The following is a 16598-nucleotide window of genomic DNA, read 5'->3' as shown; positions in this document are numbered from 1 at the left end:
GTGCCATGCCTGGCACTCCACCCACCCGCTTCGTCTACCTCGGCCCCGAGGGCACCTTCGCCGAGCAGGCGTTGCGCACCATCTCCGCCGCCGAGCACGGCAGCCGTACGCCGGCCCGGAGCGTTCCGGAGGCGCTGGACGCCGTACGCGTCGGTGATGCCGACGCCGCCCTGGTACCGCTGGAGAACTCGATCGGCGGGGCGGTCGGGGTGACCCTGGACGAGATGGTCGACGGTGAACCGCTGATGATCACCCGGGAGATCGTCCTACCGGTCGAGTTCGTGCTCGGTGCCCGGGCGGGTACGACGCTGGACACCATCCGTACGGTCGCCGCACATCCGCAGGCGTCCACCCAGTGCCGGGGCTGGCTCGGCACCCACCTGCCCGACGCGGTGGTGGTGGACGTGCTCTCCAACGGCGCAGCTGCCGCCTCCGCCGCCACGGGTGAGTACGACGCCGCGATCTGTGCGCCGATCGGGGCGGCCCGGCAACGGCTCGCCGTCCTGGCCGACAAGATCGCCGACCACAAGGACGCGGTGACCCGGTTCGCCCTGGTGTCCCGGCCCGGACCGGCAGGTCCGCCGACCGGTGACGACCTGACTTCGCTGGCCGTCTACATCGCCCACGACCGGGTCGGCGCATTGCTGAACGTGCTGATGGAACTGGCCGTACGTGGAGTCAACCTGACCCGCATCGAATCCCGCCCGACCGGTGAGGCGCTGGGCCGGTACGTCTTCTTCCTCGACTGCAACGGACACGTCGCCGACGACCGGCTCGGCGAGGCGCTACGCGGGCTGCGGCTGGTCTGCGCCGACGTACGCTTCCTCGGGTCGTACCCGAGACACCGCTGGACCGCGACGGCGGGGGAGCAACCGACAGCCGCTGCCCCCACCGACCGATCTGATCTCGACTACGCCGACGCCACCGCCTGGCTGGCCCGGCTGCGGGCCGGCGACATCACCTGACCGCGTCCTCTGCACCGCCGGGACCTGGCCGTGTTCCTGCTGGTCCTGGCGGTGCACCACGGACCGCGCGGGAATGCGTCCGTTGCCGGCGTCCCCGGTTGCGATCAGTCCATCAGCCCACCGAGCAGGCCGCCACCGCCCTGTCCCTGCTGCCCGCTGCCGGCGATCGGCGGTTCCTCGGACGGCTGGACGATCACGAAGCCCTGGCCGGCGAAGCTCATGGTGAACGCTTCCCCGGTCCGACGACCGAGCAGCGTGCCCAGGCCGAGCTGCTCCGCCCGGTGGTAACCGACCTGAAGGTTGGCCGACCAGCAGACCGCAGCCTGCGGGTCGACGTAGGTCGGCTGGTCGACGTTGAGCACCACGGGCGTTCCCTTGGTGGTGACGGCGATCCGGCCGTAACCGGTGAACACGCAGTTGAACAGGCCGGAGGACGACATCATGCCGGCTCCGCTGACCATCTTGATGTCGTACTGCAGGGTCGAATCGAAGGCCAGCACGCTGGAACCGTTGATCGACAGCGCGTCGCCCGGCTCCAGGTCGATGATGTGTACGTCGGAAGCGAAGTCGGCGAGGAAGACGTCGCCCCGACCGGTCAGCTTCATCAACGGCACGCCTTCGCCGGTGAGCTTCTGCTTGAGGAACTTGCCGATCCCACCGGAGCCGAGGGCCTGGAACTGGACCTGTCCCTGGTAGGCGACCATCGAGCCGACCCGGGCCATGGCTTCCCCGTTGAGCTCGATCTTCAACATCTTGTGGTTCTGGAGCCGCATGCCGGGCTGGGCAGACTCCTTCTCCAGGTTTTCCGCGGAGAAAAGCGCGCTGCGCATCTGAGAGTCCCTCCTGGTACTGAACTGATCGCCTGAGGGTAGGCAACCGACACAAGACCGTAGTCGCCGTATGTCAGGAACCTGATTCAGCCCCAGCCGAGTTCGTGCAGCCGTTCGTCGTCGATACCGAAATGGTGGGCAATTTCGTGTACGACGGTAATGGCCACTTCGTCGATGACGTCCTCGTCGCTGTCGCAGATGCGCAGAATGGGCTTGCGGTAGATCAGGATCCGGTCCGGCAGCACACCCGAGTAGTCCCAGCCCCGGTCGGTCAGGGCATGACCCTCGTAGAGGCCGAGCAGCTCCGGCTCGCCGGCAGGCGACTCGTCCTCTACCAGGATGACCACGTTGCTCATCAGACCGAGCAGTTCCTCGGGCACCTCATCGAGGGCCTCGGCCACCAACTCCTCGAAACGCTCGCGGCTCATCTCAACCGGCACGTACACCATTGTGCCGGAGTGGGATCAGGAGAGGCGGGCGGTGAGAGTGATCTCCGCTGCGGCGGAGAGCAGCCGGGAGATCGGGCAGTTCGCCTTCGCCCCCTCGGCGAACCTGCCGAACTCAGCCTCGTCGAGCCCGGGCACGTCACCGACCGTTTCGAGGTCGATCCGGGTGACCGTCATCCCCGCGTCGGTCTTGTCGAAGTGGACCCGGGCCGTCGTCTCGACCGAGGTCGGCGGCGAACCGGCGTCGGCCAGCGCCTTGGACAGAGCCATCGAGAAGCAGCCGGCGTGGGCGGCACCGATCAGCTCCTCCGGGTTGGTTCCCTCGCCCTCCTCGAAGCGCGACTTGAAGGAGTAGTTCCCCTCCAGACCGCCCTTGCCGGTGCGGACAGTCCCGGAGCCGTCAGTGAGATTGCCCTGCCAGCGGGCGGAAGCGGTACGAATAGGCATGGGACCGACGCTAGCCCAAAGCAGCGGGTGATGCGATGCGCCGACGGAACAAGGCCGTTGGCACGCGAACGGCCCGTCCGTCGTACGCCGACGGCCAGCCGCGCGCTTGTCCGACGGAAGGCCCGCGCTGTGTCATGATGCGGCGGAGCGTCACGCCTCCGGCGGAAGGACCGTCCTATGTCCAACGATCATCCAGTTCCCCGACCGGACGCCCGGTCGGACGGCGCAGTGGTGATCGAGTGGGGCAACGGCACACCGAGTAGTCCGGGGCGTACCCCCCGGTTGTTGACCGGTTTCCTCCAGGATCGCCGACTGGCACCGGTGGTCGCCGGTCTCGGCGCGGTGGCCGTCTTCGCCTCCCTGGTCGGCGAGTGGACGATAACCACGCTGCCGGACCGGGACTCGACCCGGGTGCAACCGACGGTCGACGTGACGGCCGGCGTCTCGGAGATCGGCTCCTTCGGCATCGGCTACCTGGTCGGTGTGCTCGGCCTCGTAAGCGTGCTGTCCCTGGTGCTGTTCGGCTCCTCCCCGACGGTCCGGCACAACGCCCGGGTGGTCGGTCTGGCCGTGAGCGTCGGTCTGCTGGCCATCCTGACCGCCGCCACATATGCGCTGGATGCCGACGTTGAACAACGACTGACCCTCGCACCGGGCGATCGGCTCTCCGTCGTCTACGGCCGGGGACTGGTGATGGCGTTCGTCGGGACCGCAGCCCTCGGGCTGGCGCTCTACCTCGTCGGGTTGACCGCCCGCCTTCCGTACGACCGCGACCCGCACCCGGACGACCAGGACCACGCCGACTCCGAGGCTGGCGACGACGGTCACCGGGCGGGCGACGAAGGCGGGGACCGGGGCGACGGTGGTGGCTGGCCGTGGCAGCGACGCCGCAGCGCCGAACCCGATGTGGTGGCCGAGGTTCAGGCGGCCACGCCGGACGACCTGACGGTGTCGCCGGCCGTCCCGTTCGCCTCCTGGCCAAGGCGGGCTGACCAACGCGCCGACCCGCGACGGGACGAGCGGCCCGGCCAGCGGCGGGACGACGACCGCTCCGGTCCTCGTCGGGACGACCGCTCCGGGCACTGACCTGGTCGGTGGCCAGGGCGGCCGGTGGTATCTCAGTGGGACCGGGATACCGGCCCCGGTAGGATCGGTTCTCGTGATTGACCTGCGCCTGATCCGCGATGACCCGGAAACCGTCCGTGCCAGCCAGCGTGCCCGTGGCGAGTCTGAGTCCGTCGTCGACGATCTGTTGCGGGCAGACGAGGAGCGCCGCGCCTCGGTCCAGCGGTTCGAGGCCCTCCGTGCCGAGCAGAAGCAGCTCAGCAAGCAGATGCCCCGGGCCACCGGGGACGAGCGGGAGGCGCTACTGCGGCGTACCAAGGACCTGTCGGCGGAGGTGAAGGCGGCCGAGGCGGCAGCCGGCGCGGCCGACGCGACGCTCCGCCAGGCGCAGTTGACGATCTCCAACGTGATCGAGGAGGGTGCGCCGCCCGGTGGCGAGGACGACTTCGTGGTGCTCCGCGAGGTACGGCCGACCGGCGAGGCACCGCTCGGCTCGGCGGAGAACCCGGCCGGGTTCCCGCTTCGTGACCACCTGGAACTGGGTGAAGGCCTCCGCGCGATCGACGTCGAACGCGGCGCGAAGGTGTCGGGCAGCCGGTTCTACTACCTGACCGGCGTCGGGGCGCTGTTGCAACTGGGCCTGCTGCAACTGGCGATGGCCCAGGCGGTGGAGTACGGCATCATCCCGGCCATCACCCCGGTGCTGGTCAAGCCCGACACGATGGAGGGCACCGGCTTCCTCGGCGCGCACGCCAGCGAGGTCTACCGACTCGAAGCCGACGATCTCTTCCTGGTGGGCACCAGCGAGGTGCCACTGGCCGGTTACCACGCCGGTGAGATCCTGCCGCTGACCACTCCGCTGCGTTACGCGGGCTGGTCGTCGTGCTTCCGCCGGGAGGCCGGGTCGTACGGCAAGGACGTCCGGGGCATCCTGCGGGTGCACCAGTTCGACAAGGTCGAGATGTTCTCCTACTGCCGGCCGGAGGAGGCGCACGCCGAGCACCTGCGGCTGCTGGCCTGGGAAGAGGAGATGCTGGCCAAGGTCGAGGTGCCCTATCGGGTGATCGACGTGGCTGCGGGTGACCTCGGGTCGAGCGCGGCCCGCAAGTACGACTGTGAGGCGTGGGTGCCGTCCCAGGGGCGCTACCGTGAGGTGACGTCGACCTCGAACTGCACGACGTTCCAGGCTCGACGCCTCAACATTCGATACCGGGACGAAAACGGCAAAACACAGACGGCTGCCACGCTCAACGGCACCCTCGCCACTACCCGCTGGCTGATCCCGATCCTGGAGAACCACCAGCAACCGGACGGCTCGGTACGGGTGCCGAAGGCACTCCAGCCGTACCTCGGCGGACGGGACGTGCTCGAACCTTCACGTTGACGCGTTCGATTCACCGGAAAGCCATGGGAGCGCCGTGTCTTGCGAGGTACGGTTGCTCCCCGTCATCGTGGGCACAGGCCCGAGCGGTCGGGCCGGGGGCCTGCTCCCCGGTCACCGGATGGCGGGAGAAGGAGGATCGATGCCCCGCCCCGGACTGCCCAAGCTGATCGCCACCGACCTCGACGGCACGCTGGTACGCAGTGACAACACCGTCTCGGCGTACACCCACCAGGTACTCGACCGGGTCCGGGCGGCCGGAATCCCGGTGGTGGCCGCCACCGGACGCGGTCCCCGGCTGGCCGAGCTGACCCGCAACGACATCCGGGCAGCGGACTTCCTGGTGATGGCCGGCGGTGGCCGGGTGGTCGACCAGACGGACCCGGCCGGTCCGGTGGTGCTACGCGACGAGCGGCTCCCCGGTACGGTCCTGGCCGAGTTGCTGACCACGCTGGAGGCCGAGGTCGGTCCGCTGACCGTGATGGTCGAGGCGATGGACGGACACGAGGCCCCCCTGTGGGGCGACTTCGATCCGAGCTGGCCGTACCCGGACAGGTTCGAGGAACGCAGCCGGACGGACTGCCTGGCCACCGACGTGATCAAGGCGTTCGCGCGGACCAGGAACCACGACGTGGACGTGTTGTTGGCCACCGCCCGGAAGCTCGTCTCGCCGAGCCTGGCCGCGCTCACCCAGGCCGGACTCGGTTTCATCGAGATCTGCCCGCCCGGCGTCGACAAGGGCACCGGGCTCAACGTCGTCGCGCAGTCCATCGGCGTCGACCCCGCTGACGTGCTGGTCTTCGGCGACATGCCGAACGACCTGCCGATGTTCGACTGGGCCGGCTGGGGACGGGTCGCCGTCGCCAACGCCCATGACAGCGTACGGGCGTCCGCCGACGAGGTGACCCTGCGCAACGACGACGACGGGGTAGCGGTCTACCTCGATCGTCTACTGTCGCGTTGATGGGACAACTTCCTCGCCTGGTGGCCACCGATCTCGACGGCACGCTGCTCCGATCTGACCGGTCAGTCAGCCCCCGTACCGTCGAGGCCATCGAGCGGGTCGTCGCGGCGGGCGGACAGGTCGTGCTGGTCACCGGCCGTCCGATCCGGTGGCTCACCCGGGTGTACGACCACCTGGGTGCCCAGGTGCCGGCGATCTGCGCCAACGGCGCGGTGGTCTACGACCCGATCGAGGACGTCGTGCTGCGGGCCGATCCGCTGGCCCCCGAACTGCTCGGCGAGGTGGCCCGACGGCTCCGGGCCGAGGTTCCCGGGATCAACTTCGCCGTCGAGATCGCCGACGGACGCGAGATGCGGCACGAGGCCGGATACCGGATACACCGGGACGAGATACCCGAGGCCATCCGGGCCGTCGACGCGCCGGAGGAACTGCTCTCGGCACCGGCGGTCAAGTTGCTGGCCCGAGCCGGCGTCCAGGATCCGGACGCCTTCGCCGCGGTGGTCGCCGGCGCGCTCCAGGGACTCGCCGAGGCGACCCACTCGTCGCGTAGCGGCCTGGTCGAGATCTCCGCGTTCGGGGTGACCAAGGCCGCCGGCCTGGCCTGGTTCTGTGCCCGGCACGGTCTGACCGCCGACGACGTCGTCGCCTTCGGCGACATGCCCAACGACCTGCCGATGCTGACCTGGGCCGGTCGGTCGGTCGCAGTGGCGAACGCGCACCGCAACGTGCTGGAGATCGCCGACGAGGTGACGCTCGCCAACGACGAGGACGGCGTGGCCGCGTACCTGGAGAAGCTCTATCCGGTGACCTGACCGGTCGTCGGGACGGTTCCCCAGGTAGCGACCGGGATGCTCAGAGGTACTGCCCGGTACCCTCACCAGGCTGCGGATGCGGGTGAGCGGCACCGGGTATGCCGGACAGGATGCTGGTCCCGGCCGGGCCCATCGGCAGTGCCTGACGGCCACCGGACCGCATCTGCTCCAACTGCAACCGGGCGGCCATCTGCTGTGCCACCAGGGCGGCCTGGATGCCGTGGAACAGGCCCTCCAGCCAGCCGACCAACTGGGCCTGGGCGATCCGCAACTCGCTCTCGCTCGGCGTGCTGTCCTCGTTGAACGGCAGCGAGATCCGCTCCAGTTCCTCCCGCAGCTCCGGGGCCAGCCCGTCCTCAAGCTCGATGATCGACCGCTGGTGGATCTCCCGTAGCCGGTGCCGGCTGGCCTCGTCGAGCGGGGCCGCCTTGACCTCCTCCAACAGCTGCTTGATCATGCTGCCGATCCGCATCACCTTCGCCGGCTGCTCGATCAGACGGGCCGGGTCCTCACCCGTCGACTCGCTCTCGGGCTCTGCCGCAGCAATCGGTCTGCCGTCCGGCCCCACCACCAGCACGGTGCCGGGATGCCCGCCGGAACGGATCGGCTCGTCGTTTCCTTCAGGAGAACGTGGGGCTTCGGTCATGCCATCCATCTTCCCGCAACGCGGGCGTTCGGCGTCGCCCGGGACCGCGATACCGTCGCCGCCGGTGCGGTTCCGGACCTTCTCGGGACCGCGATACCGTCGCCGCCATGGCCGACGACCCGAGAGCCGTACTCAGCCGTCCCGCCCCCGCACCGGACGCCACGGTCAGGTACGGGAAGCAGCCCGATCAGATCGCCGATCTGCGTAGGCCGACGGCCGACTCCGGATCACCACAACCGCTGGTCGTGGTGATCCACGGCGGTTTCTGGCGGGCCGAGTACGACCGTACGCACACCGGCCCGCTGGCGGTGGACCTCGCGGCCCGGGGTTACCCGGTGGCCCAACTGGAATACCGGCGGACCGGGCAACCGGATGGCGGCTGGCCCACCACCTTCGACGACGTGCTCGCCGGGGTGGCTGCGCTGCCGGCCCTCTTCGCCAGTGCGCTACCCGATGTCCGAATGGCGTCCGGCGCACCGATCCTGCTCGGCCACTCGGCCGGTGGCCAGTTGGCACTTCACTGTGCCGCCAGCGCGCCGACCGACGTACGCGGAGTCGTGGCCCTGGCGCCCGTCGCCGACCTCGCCGAGGCGTACCGGCTCGACCTGGACGGTGGGGCGGTGGCCGCGCTGTTGGGCGGCGGACCGGATCAGGTGCCCGACCGTTACACGGTGGCGGACCCGACCCGACGCCTGCCGCTACGAACTCCGACCGTGCTCGTCCACGGTCAACTGGACCGCCACGTGCCGGTCGAGATGAGCCGCCGGTACGTGGAACTCGCGCGGGCCAGCGACAGCGAGACCCGGTACGTGGAACTCACGGACTGTGAGCACTTCGGTCTCATCGACCCGGCCTCGTCGGCCTGGAAATCGGTGATCGATGCACTCGAGTCAATACCGGTTGATCGACCAAAAATTGACGTGGCTCCACCGAACGGGTAGAACGCCGGATGGATCGTGCACCTACCGCAGTTCCCGGAGAGGAAGATCCTTGTCGCAGATGACCCGTCGACAGGCGCTCACCCTCCTGACCGTGCTCGGCGCAACCGGACTGGCGACCGGCTGCGGCTCCGACGTCGACGCCGATGTCCAGCCCGACGAGCCGGTCAGCGACGAGCCGATCCGGATCGGGCTCATCGCCCCACAGACCGGCGGCGACAAGCCGATCGGCGATGAGATCACCAATGGTTTCCAGCTCTTCCTGGAGCTCAACGGCAAACTGCTCGGCGGGCACCCGGTCAACCTGCTGACCGCCGACGAGGGCGAGACGTCGGCCGCCGGCAAGGCCGCCGCCGATGGACTGCTCAAACAGGGTGTGCTGGCGCTCACCGGAGTGGTCAACTCGTCGGTCATGCTCGGCATCCGGGATGCGGTGGAGCAGGCCCAGGTACCGTTGATCGGCTCCAACGCCTCACCCACGACGCTACAGAGCGTCGTCTACATCTGGCGTACGTCGTACCGCAACGACGAGCCGGGGCGGGCGCTCGGATCGTACGTGGCCAGCCGACTGTCCCGCCGTGGCAAGGTTGCGATCATCGCACCGGAGAACCCGGCCGGGCACGATGCGGTGACCGGGTTCCGGGAGAGCTTCGGCACCAACGACCCGCGCCTGACGAAGCCGGTGATCTGGACCGACGCCGGCAGCAGCCCCAGGCCGGGCGCGTACGCCGCACCGATCAGCCAACTCCAGGCCCTCAAGCCGGACGCGGTCTTCTGCCCGTACGCGGGGGCCGCAGCGGTAGCCTTCCTCCGACAGTTGCACCTGGCCGGCTACCGCAAACAGGTCTACGGTCCCGGGTTCCTCACCGAGGGTGCCGTACTCGACGAACTCAAGCCCGCCGAGAGCGAGGGCGTCATGACCGCCCTCAACTACTCGGCCGACCTCAACAACGCGGTCAACCGCCGGTTCGCCTCGGCATACCGCAAGGCGTACGGCAGATCGCCAACCACGTACGCGGTGGCCTCCTACGACGCGGCCCAGGTGCTCGACCGGGCGATCCGGATCGCCGGACCGCAGCCGAGCCCGCAGCAGGTCAACCTGGCCCTCGGCAAGGTGGGGCAGGTCGACAGCCCACGTGGGGTGTGGCAGTTCAACCAGCCGCGCACACCGCAGCAGAAGTGGTATCTGCGTAACGTGGCCCGGGATGGTCAGATGCTCTCCAACGTCCTGGTCAACGAGTTGGCGACCCTGGGCTAGTGGGTCCGCCTGGGCCAGCGGGTTCCACCCGGGGTAGCGGACTCGGCCTGGGCCAGCGGCTCGGCCTGGGCCGGCTGATCAGCGCCGGAGTTCGGCCACGCAGCACTTGACGCTGCCGCCGCCCTTGCGCAGCTCGGCGAGGTCGACCGGCACCGGGATGTAGCCGGCGGCCTCGACCTTGGCCGCCATGCCGGTCGCCTCACTGTTCAACACGACATGCCTGCCATCGCTGACCAGGTTCAACCCGAAGGCGAACGCGTCGGTCTCGTCGGCCAGCACCGCGTCGGGGAAGAGTTGGGCGAGAACCCGCTGCGCGGACCGGGAGAACGCCCCGGGGAAGTAGCTGACCGTGCGGTCGTCGAGGACCGTCAGCGCCGTGTCCAGGTGGTAGAAGTGGGGGTCGACCAGGCGTAGGGACACGACCGGACGGCCCAGTGCCTCCTGCGCCTCGGCGTGCGCGGCCGGCTCGGTACGGAAGCCGTACCCGGCCAGGATCAGTCCGCCGTACGCCTCGGGCAGGTAGGCGAAGTCGCCCTCACCCTCGTTGATTTCCCCCGGCGCGACGAACCGCCACCCCTCGGACTCGTAGAACGCCTGGTGGGCCGCTGCCTCCGCAACCCGCTGTCGATGTTTGAAGCGGGCACCATAGGCGGTGCCGTCGACGACGAAGGCACCGTTGGCCGCGTAGACCATGTCCGGCAGGTCCGGCTCCGGAGTCAACACATGAACGGTGTGGCCGAGATCCACCAGCGTCTGGCGCAGGCCGTCCCACTGCCGTACGGCCAACTCCGAGTCGACCTCGGCACCGGGATTCATCCACGGGTTGATCGCGTACGTCACATCGAAATGCTTCGGCGAACACATGAGATATGTCCGCTTTCGTGGGAACTTATGCTGGCTCACGGACAACAAGAGTAGGTACGGTGGGATGTTCGATGACAGCCGCATGCATTGCTTCTGAGAGGCGGAACGTTGCAGATTGACGAGGTAGATCAGCGAATCATTGCGTTACTCGTCGCTGATGCGCGTGCTTCGTACGCCGACATCGGAGCCAAGGTCTCGCTGTCCGCTCCCGCGGTCAAACGCCGCGTCGACCGACTCCGATCCGCCGGCGTCATCCGGGGATTCACCGCTGTCGTCGACCCGGCCGCCGTGGGCTGGAACACCGAAGCATTCGTCGAACTCTTCTGCACCGGCCGCACCACCCCCGCGCAGATCGCGGTGGCCACCCGGCGGCACCCCGAGGTGGTCGGCTCCTACACCGTCTCCGGCGAGGCGGATGCGCTGGTGCACCTACGCGCCGCCGACATCGGACACCTCGAACAGGCGCTGGAACGGCTACGCGCCGAGCCGTTCGTCACATCGACCCGAAGCATGATCGTGCTGTCCCGGCTGGTCGAGTCGCCAACCGTCGTACCGGCCCCCACACCGGGCTGACGCGGCGGACGCGCCGCCTCGGGAAGCATCAGGATGAATACCTCACACTGGGAACCCGGGGACAACCGAACCCGTCGAACCCCCCATGACCGACAACCGGCGGCTATTCATCAGCCGTACCCGTGACGGAATCTACGGCCCTGGCCGGTCACGGCGCAGCCCGTTCGTTCGTACTGGCGCGGCATTCGCCGCCGGGCTCCTACTGGTCTCCGGATGTACGGCTCAACCAGCGACGACCTCCCGGACCAGATCCGTCGAGCGGTCGGAAACCACCGGGCAACCGGGCGGGATGAAGCTTGTGGCGTTCACCTCGTGTGACGAGGCGCTGGCCGGGCTCAGGTCCGCCGCCAGGTCGCACGTCGGGCCGTGGGGTTTCCAGGGCGACCCCCGGCTCTTCGACGTACGACCGGACTCCGCCGGCGCGCCCGATGCCGCCGCCGGCCGCAGCGCCATCGAGAAGGCACCCACCCACTCGGGCACCAACACCCATGAGGTCGGCGCGGACGAGCCCGACATCGTCAAGACCGATGGCCGACGGATCGTCACGGTCAGCCGGGGCAGGCTACGGGTCGTCGACCCGGCCGCCGGTCGACTCACGGGTGAACTCGATCTGATGCCCGGAGCCGATGAGGTCAGGTGGACCGAGGCGAACCTGCTGCTGCACGGCGACCGGGCACTCGTGTTGATCGCAACGACCAGCCGGGACTTCGCGTTCCGGCCGGCACCCGCCGACCGGGTACGTCCGGCCCCGGACAGCGCCGGCAAGCCGGCATCCCCGAGTGGTACGAACAAACCGGTCTCCCCGGACGGGTCCCGGCCGGACACCGGGATCGTCGGGCCAACCCTGATCATGGTTGATCTGTCCGGTCCGCCAAGGACGGTCGGCCAGTACCAGATCGACGGCAGCCTTGTCGACGCCCGCCAGGTCGGTGCCACCGCCCGGGTCGTGGTCCGCTCCACACCCCGACTGGCCTTCCCGGCCCACCCTCGCGCAACCGACCAGCAGCGGACAGCCGCCAACCGGGCGATCATCGACCGGGCAACCGAGACCGCCTGGCTGCCCCGATACCGGGTGGCCTCCGCCGATGGCGATACCCGCACCGGACAGATCGGCTGTGACCGGTTGAGTCGACCGACGACCTACTACTCCGGCACCTCGCTGCTGACCGTACTCAGTTTCGGGCTCGACGCGGCCGACCTCGGTGACGGTGACCCGGTCACCGTGGCCGCGGACGGCGAGACCGTCTACAGCAACGGTTCCCGCCTCTACCTGTCCAACGACCGACGGTGGCGGATACTGCCGGCGAGGGTCGGCAGGCCGACCGAGGCCGACCCGCACGACGAGCGGACCGAGATCTACCAGTTCGACCTCGCCAAGCCGGGCCGGCCCCGGTACGTCGCCTCCGCCTCGGTGCCCGGCTGGTTGATCAACCAGTACGCGATGTCCGAATGGGACGGTCATCTGCGGGTCGCCACCACCAGTGGCCGTACCTGGGGGGAGAAGCCGACGTCGAGTTCGGCGGTGTACGTCCTGCGGGCCGACGGAACCGGTTTGGTGGAGACCGGTCGGGTTACCGGGCTGGGCCGGGGGGAACGGATCCACGGCGTACGGTTCGTCGGCGGCACCGGTTACGTGGTGACCTTCCGGCAGACCGACCCGCTGTACACAGTGGACCTACGGAATCCGGCCGCGCCGAGGGTGACCGGCGAACTGAAGATCACTGGCTACTCGTCGTACCTGCACCCGATCAGCCCCGACCGACTGCTCGGTGTCGGCCAGGAGGCGGACCGGAGCGGTCGTACCCGGGGCACCCAACTCTCGCTCTTCGACGTCTCCGATCCGGCCCGACCGAACCGGTTGGCCCAGCACCACGTACGGCGGGGCCACTCGGAGGCCGAGTTCGACCCGCATGCGTTCCTCTACTGGCCCGCCACGAACCTGGTCGTGGTGCCGATCACGACGTACGACGCGAATCGGGCGGGTCGGCGACTGCCCTCCGCCGGGGCGTTGGCGCTACGGCTCACCGACCGTGGATTCACCGAACTCGGCCTGGTCGAGCACCCGGTCGCGGAAAGCTCGCGGGGCGTCCCCACGATCCGCCGCTCGCTGGTGGTCGACGGAGTGCTCTGGACCCTGTCGGACGCCGGCCTACGGGCCACCGAGTTGACCACGATGGCCGCCCTCAGGTGGCTCCCCCTGTCGTGACTCCTCCCCTGATGGGGTGGTGGGGCCCGGTCTCGGGTTCCGGGTCCCACCACCCCGCCCAAGCTCAGAGATACATGCCGGTACGGTGCTCGCCCTGCTCCCGACGGGCCGGCTTGTCACCCTCACCGAAGAACCGCTTGCCGCCGAACTCGCCGTGCAGTCGGTCGTCCAACTCGTCGGCGAGACCGGTCATCACCTGGACGGCCAGCATCAGGTGGGTGGCCTGGAAGTTACGACCGAACACCGGGATCGACGCCCACACCGTGTCGTTGGTGCAGTAGAGCCGGCCGATCGGCATGCGGTTGGTCAGCTCGGAGAGCTTGACGTAGAGCTGTTCGGTCGGCTCCACCTCGGTCAGCACCGGCGAAAAGACGTCGACCAGGGGCGGATTGTCGCGAACCCGGACGAACACCATGGCCGACCCGGCCCGGATGTTGATGTCGCCGTCGGAATCGACCTGGAGCTGGTCGGCGTCCGACTTCAACATCGTGGACACCACCGTACGGACCCGCTCGTCGAGTCCGATCAGCTCCTCCTCGCCCTTCTGGGCGGCCCGGGCAGCTTCCAGCGCGTCGTCGAGATCGAGGTCGAGGTTCTGGTCGGCCGCCACTTCGGGACGGGCCGTGCCGAGCGGCTCGACCGGCAGCGGCTCGTCGGCCTCGTCGTGCACCAGGTAGACCAGGAACGCCGGATGCGGAGCACCGTAGACGTCCCGCAACGTACGGGAGACGGTGGTGGCGAGCCGACTGGCACCGTCGACGTCGGTGGTCAACCCGAAGTGCTCTCCGGAGCCTGCGACCACGCCGGGCGGCGACCAACCGAGTGCGATCATGTCGGCCACCGCCGCCCGGCCCAGTCGGTAGCCCTGGGGTAGAACCGCATTGCCGACCGCTCGGGCACCGATCCGGCCGTCGCCGGCAGCCTCGATGCTCACCGAGTAGATGGCGTCGTCGGTGCCGGACGCGGTCGGGTCGAGGGTCAGATCGACGCGAGCACCGACCGGCAGTCCCCGGACGCAGACGGCCAGCGCCCGGGCGAACTCCCGCCACGCCTCGGTCACCTTCGCCTGCAGGTCGGTGGTGGTCGGATCGTCAAGCAGAATCGACTCCTGGTGATCGGACGAGTGGCCTTCAGCCACACCGGTCACCGTCGCCTGGGGGTGGTCCGCCATCATGATCGCCTCCGTCCGTTCAAGCACACACCCTATCCAGGTGGCAACTTGATGAGGGCACCGCGGACTCCCATCGGACACTCATCTATCGAACGCTGTCACCATCTGCAGGTTCGGTCAGCCACCCCTTGGCCAGTACGCTGAGTCGGGCTGCTGCCTCAGCCGGGTCCGCGCCCCGGCCAACCGCGATCCCGAGCAGGTAGGCGGCGACCGGCGCGCCGGGACGCAGCACGTTGTGGGCGACATCACGGGTCAGATCCAGCACAACCGGCACGTCGCCCCCGGCCGGGTCGAGATCCAATTCGGCGCACACCGCCGACACCCAGCGCTCCATGGCGTTCATCGCGCCCACTCCTCCGCTCGACGTACGTCCTCGTCAGTGTCGCAGTCGAACCAGGGTGGCGGTCCCGACCCGGGCCACGAGACCTCGGCCACCGTCAAGCCGGCCAGCAGCCCACGCATGGCGGCCCCCGCCAGGCTGCCGCCACGCTCGACCCGCTGCCGGTCCACTGCGGCTCGCAGCGCCGAGGTCCGCCAGAGCCCACAGAGCGGTTGGCGGCGTCCGGTGTCATCCAGGTAGACGACGCCATCGGCGGTGGACCGGTCCAGTTCCCCAGCGAGGAACTCCACCGCCTCGGCGGTCAGCAACGGCAGGTCGGCTGCCAGCAGGGCGACCCTGGGCACCTGCGGTTCGACCAACGCGAGACCGGCTGCGGTGGCGGCCACCGGGCCGCCCCCCGGCGGCTGCTCCCGGGTCACCAGGACATCCGGTGGCAGGTCATCGGCCGGGCCGACCACGATCCGTGGCGCACATCCGGTGACGGCGCCCAGTACCCGCCCCAGCATCGACCGGCCGCCCACCGGTACTGCCGGTTTGTCGGCGCCCCCCATCCGGCGCGCGGCACCACCGGCCAGCACTACTGCCGCAAGGCCCTCCATTCCGCCACCGTAGCCGGACCGCACCCGCCGCCGGCACGCACCTCGGCCGGATCGGGGTCCGTTTCCGAGGACTCTTCTCGGGCTGGGCAAGGCAGGATGAGCAGATGGGACGAGCCACTGACCGCCGTACGGTGCTGCGGATCGACACCGCCCCGCCGGACGCCGACCCACCGGACGCCGACCCGCCCGGAAAGTCCGGATCAGCTGCGGACCCGACAACCGGGTCGACCCCCGGATCAGGCTCGGTGGCCTCGGTACGCCGTATGGCCTCGGTACGTCGCGTGACCTCGGTACGTCGCCTGGACAGCCTCGCGGCGGAGGAACCGCTGGAGATCCGCACCGGAGTCGCTGGTCCCGGTCGGCGCCGGCCGCTGACAGTGACGATGCGCACCCCCGGCGACGACCTGGACCTGGCGATCGGCTTCCTGCTGACCGAAGGACTGATCCGGTCGGCAGACGACGTGGTCACCGCCCAGTTGTGCGCCGGCGCAGAGACCCCGAACACGTACAACGTGGTGGACGTTGTGCTGGCCGCCGACGTACCGACGCCACAGGTCGATCCGGCTCGCAATTTCTACACCACCAGTTCCTGCGGGGTGTGCGGAAAAGCCAGCATCGACGCGGTACGCACCCGGTCCCGTTACGACCTGACCACCGACCAACTGGTCGTACCCGCCAGCACCCTGGCCACGCTGCCGGACCGACTGCGTAGCGCACAGCGCGGGTTCGACCGTACCGGTGGGCTGCATGCCGCCGGTCTGTTCACCGCTGCCGGGAAACTGGTGGTGCTCCGTGAGGACGTCGGCCGACACAACGCCGTGGACAAGGTGATCGGCTGGGCGGTACGACAGCGAAGGCTGCCCCTGCACGGTCACATGCTGCTGGTCTCCGGCCGGGCCAGCTTCGAACTGACCCAGAAGGCGTGGATGGCCGGGGTGCCGCTGCTGGCGGCGGTCTCCGCACCGAGCACGCTGGCCGTCGACCTGGCCACCGAGGCGGGAATGACCCTGGTCGGGTTCCTACGTGGCAGCACCATGAACGTCTACGCCGGCGCGAACCGGGTCCGTACCTAGCAACGGTTCGCCAACCCCGT

18 protein-coding genes are annotated in these 16598 nt (G+C 69.3%); 10 read left to right on the top strand and 8 right to left on the bottom strand.

The window, feature by feature from the left end; all coding sequences use genetic code 11:
* The first annotated feature begins 5 nt into the window (after nucleotides 1-5).
* Complete coding sequence (pheA, locus tag ACFQ4H_RS21605; RefSeq protein WP_377573047.1) at nucleotides 6-965, top strand: prephenate dehydratase; 960 nt, start codon at nucleotides 6-8, stop codon at nucleotides 963-965.
* 104 nt (nucleotides 966-1069) lie between these two features.
* Here the strand turns inward: pheA and ACFQ4H_RS21600 are convergent, their stop codons facing one another.
* The 3 genes from ACFQ4H_RS21600 to ACFQ4H_RS21590 all read right to left on the bottom strand — a co-directional run bounded on the left by ACFQ4H_RS21600 (nucleotide 1070) and on the right by ACFQ4H_RS21590 (nucleotide 2688).
* Entirely contained in the window at nucleotides 1070-1795 is a 726-nt protein-coding gene (locus ACFQ4H_RS21600) for an AIM24 family protein (RefSeq protein WP_377573043.1), read from the bottom strand.
* An 86-nt stretch (nucleotides 1796-1881) separates the two neighbouring features.
* Nucleotides 1882-2244 carry a metallopeptidase family protein gene (locus tag ACFQ4H_RS21595; RefSeq protein ID WP_377573041.1) on the bottom strand — a complete coding sequence of 121 codons (363 nt, stop codon included), beginning with the start codon at nucleotides 2242-2244 and terminating at the stop codon, nucleotides 1882-1884.
* A gap of 15 nt (nucleotides 2245-2259) precedes the next feature.
* Entirely contained in the window at nucleotides 2260-2688 is a 429-nt protein-coding gene (locus ACFQ4H_RS21590; RefSeq protein ID WP_377573038.1) for an OsmC family protein, read from the bottom strand.
* Nucleotides 2689-2865: 177 nt separating this feature from the next.
* Between ACFQ4H_RS21590 and ACFQ4H_RS21585 the strand changes: the two genes are divergently transcribed.
* The 4 genes from ACFQ4H_RS21585 to ACFQ4H_RS21570 all read left to right on the top strand — a co-directional run bounded on the left by ACFQ4H_RS21585 (nucleotide 2866) and on the right by ACFQ4H_RS21570 (nucleotide 6910).
* Nucleotides 2866-3774 (top strand): hypothetical protein, encoded by a 909-nt coding sequence (locus ACFQ4H_RS21585; RefSeq protein ID WP_377573035.1) that lies wholly within the window; start codon nucleotides 2866-2868, stop codon nucleotides 3772-3774.
* Between the two features lie 73 nt (nucleotides 3775-3847).
* On the top strand, nucleotides 3848-5137 hold the full coding sequence (gene serS, locus ACFQ4H_RS21580) for a serine--tRNA ligase (RefSeq protein WP_377573032.1): 1290 nt from the start codon (nucleotides 3848-3850) through the stop codon (nucleotides 5135-5137).
* 139 nt (nucleotides 5138-5276) lie between these two features.
* Entirely contained in the window at nucleotides 5277-6098 is an 822-nt protein-coding gene (locus ACFQ4H_RS21575; RefSeq protein WP_377573030.1) for an HAD family hydrolase, read from the top strand.
* The gene (locus ACFQ4H_RS21570) at nucleotides 6098-6910 is read left to right on the top strand and encodes an HAD family hydrolase (protein WP_377573027.1); all 813 of its coding nucleotides are present in this window, start codon (nucleotides 6098-6100) and stop codon (nucleotides 6908-6910) included. Before ACFQ4H_RS21575 ends, ACFQ4H_RS21570 begins: the two co-directional genes overlap by 1 nt.
* A 40-nt stretch (nucleotides 6911-6950) precedes the next feature.
* Here ACFQ4H_RS21570 and ACFQ4H_RS21565 read toward each other — a convergent pair whose 3' ends face one another.
* A complete protein-coding gene (locus ACFQ4H_RS21565; protein WP_377573024.1) occupies nucleotides 6951-7565 on the bottom strand; it encodes a bacterial proteasome activator family protein in 615 nt (204 codons plus the stop codon).
* Between the two features lie 98 nt (nucleotides 7566-7663).
* Here ACFQ4H_RS21565 and ACFQ4H_RS21560 point away from each other — a divergent pair, with 98 nt between their 5' ends.
* Together ACFQ4H_RS21560 and ACFQ4H_RS21555 are read left to right on the top strand one after the other, a co-directional pair.
* Nucleotides 7664-8497, top strand: coding sequence for an alpha/beta hydrolase family protein (locus ACFQ4H_RS21560; RefSeq protein WP_377573022.1), 834 nt, complete (start codon nucleotides 7664-7666; stop codon nucleotides 8495-8497).
* A 49-nt stretch (nucleotides 8498-8546) separates the two neighbouring features.
* Nucleotides 8547-9752 (top strand): ABC transporter substrate-binding protein, encoded by a 1206-nt coding sequence (locus ACFQ4H_RS21555; RefSeq protein WP_377573020.1) that lies wholly within the window; start codon nucleotides 8547-8549, stop codon nucleotides 9750-9752.
* 78 nt (nucleotides 9753-9830) lie between these two features.
* Here ACFQ4H_RS21555 and ddaH read toward each other — a convergent pair whose 3' ends face one another.
* Complete coding sequence (gene ddaH / locus ACFQ4H_RS21550; RefSeq protein ID WP_377573017.1) at nucleotides 9831-10700, bottom strand: dimethylargininase; 870 nt, start codon at nucleotides 10698-10700, stop codon at nucleotides 9831-9833.
* Between the two features lie 24 nt (nucleotides 10701-10724).
* Between ddaH and ACFQ4H_RS21545 the strand changes: the two genes are divergently transcribed.
* Nucleotides 10725-11189 carry an Lrp/AsnC family transcriptional regulator gene (locus ACFQ4H_RS21545; protein ID WP_377573015.1) on the top strand — a complete coding sequence of 155 codons (465 nt, stop codon included), beginning with the start codon at nucleotides 10725-10727 and terminating at the stop codon, nucleotides 11187-11189.
* Between the two features lie 289 nt (nucleotides 11190-11478).
* Nucleotides 11479-13395, top strand: coding sequence for a beta-propeller domain-containing protein (locus tag ACFQ4H_RS21540; RefSeq protein ID WP_377573012.1), 1917 nt, complete (start codon nucleotides 11479-11481; stop codon nucleotides 13393-13395).
* A gap of 64 nt (nucleotides 13396-13459) precedes the next feature.
* Here the strand turns inward: ACFQ4H_RS21540 and ACFQ4H_RS21535 are convergent, their stop codons facing one another.
* The 3 genes from ACFQ4H_RS21535 to mobA form a co-directional block, all read right to left on the bottom strand.
* On the bottom strand, nucleotides 13460-14569 hold the full coding sequence (locus tag ACFQ4H_RS21535) for a T3SS (YopN, CesT) and YbjN peptide-binding chaperone 1 (protein WP_377573010.1): 1110 nt from the start codon (nucleotides 14567-14569) through the stop codon (nucleotides 13460-13462).
* 82 nt (nucleotides 14570-14651) lie between these two features.
* Nucleotides 14652-14909 carry a DUF6457 domain-containing protein gene (locus ACFQ4H_RS21530; protein ID WP_377573009.1) on the bottom strand — a complete coding sequence of 86 codons (258 nt, stop codon included), beginning with the start codon at nucleotides 14907-14909 and terminating at the stop codon, nucleotides 14652-14654.
* The gene (mobA, locus tag ACFQ4H_RS21525) at nucleotides 14906-15505 is read right to left on the bottom strand and encodes a molybdenum cofactor guanylyltransferase (RefSeq protein WP_377573007.1); all 600 of its coding nucleotides are present in this window, start codon (nucleotides 15503-15505) and stop codon (nucleotides 14906-14908) included. Before mobA ends, ACFQ4H_RS21530 begins: the two co-directional genes overlap by 4 nt.
* A gap of 104 nt (nucleotides 15506-15609) precedes the next feature.
* Between mobA and fdhD the strand changes: the two genes are divergently transcribed.
* On the top strand, nucleotides 15610-16578 hold the full coding sequence (gene fdhD / locus ACFQ4H_RS21520; protein WP_449289028.1) for a formate dehydrogenase accessory sulfurtransferase FdhD: 969 nt from the start codon (nucleotides 15610-15612) through the stop codon (nucleotides 16576-16578).
* The last annotated feature ends 20 nt before the right edge of the window (nucleotides 16579-16598 follow it).

It is taken from the genome of Micromonospora sonneratiae, assembly GCF_042679305.1.
Taxonomy (GTDB): domain Bacteria; phylum Actinomycetota; class Actinomycetes; order Mycobacteriales; family Micromonosporaceae; genus Micromonospora_H; species Micromonospora_H sonneratiae.
Note: the sequence above shows the minus strand (reverse complement) of the source record. Positions and strands in the feature narration are given on the sequence as shown.